The organism is Mesorhizobium sp. WSM4847 (genome assembly GCF_055811335.1).
Map to the genome: position 1 here is coordinate 1 of NZ_JBVVPY010000101.1, position 704 is coordinate 704.

A 704-nucleotide genomic window follows, 5' to 3' on the forward strand; every position below is an offset into this window, starting at 1 on the left:
CAACTTCCTGCTCGATCAGTGGCCACAACAGGTAATCGGAATACCCGTCGGAGAAAACCGCCTCTCGGTCCAGCCTGGCTTCGGAAACCAGGGCTAGTTGCACCAGTCCGGAAGAGAGCTTCGCATGACCGTACCCATGTTGCTCCCATTCGCGACAATCGATGATGACGATTTGCGCGCAGCGCCCCGGCCGCAACAAACGGTGCTCAAGGACATCGATCTGCCGCACTTCGTTGGGCAGATTGCCGAAGATCCGAGAACTCGCAATTCGTGCCAAAGACTTACCTGCCAAAGGGTCCGGGCCAAGATACGCGGCCAGAATCGATGCATGCACCTCGGTAACACCCTGAGAACATGGCCTGCGAAAGCCTTGACGCGGCCGAACGGCGGTCGAAGAAGGTGGGTCTTGGTTTGTGTAGTTGGCTGTAAGTGTGAATACCTTCTTCACAGCAGATGCTCGCTCGAAGTCAGCGCGCGTCGGTTTCACTGAGTTGGGACAGCGGAACCAGCATCGCGCCCCGATGGACGAGGGGGTAATGAACTAGCCCGGTCCTGAAGATAGTGCCAGACTTCGATCGCATCACGCTTCTTCCCTTGGCGAAGCATCAGCCGTTTGCCCTCTCATTTTCGATGGATGCGCCAGCTCTGTTCCCGCCGCCGCTGCGGCGGCAATCTTGTGGCGCAGCCAGTGATGCTCTGGGTCG

At 58.2% G+C, this 704-nt stretch carries 1 pseudogene; it reads right to left on the reverse strand.

What is annotated here, in order from left to right:
• Window positions 1-334, reverse strand: a pseudogene (locus AC0L28_RS34705) (helix-turn-helix domain-containing protein); the annotation flags it as partial.
• Window positions 335-704 lie beyond the last annotated feature (370 nt).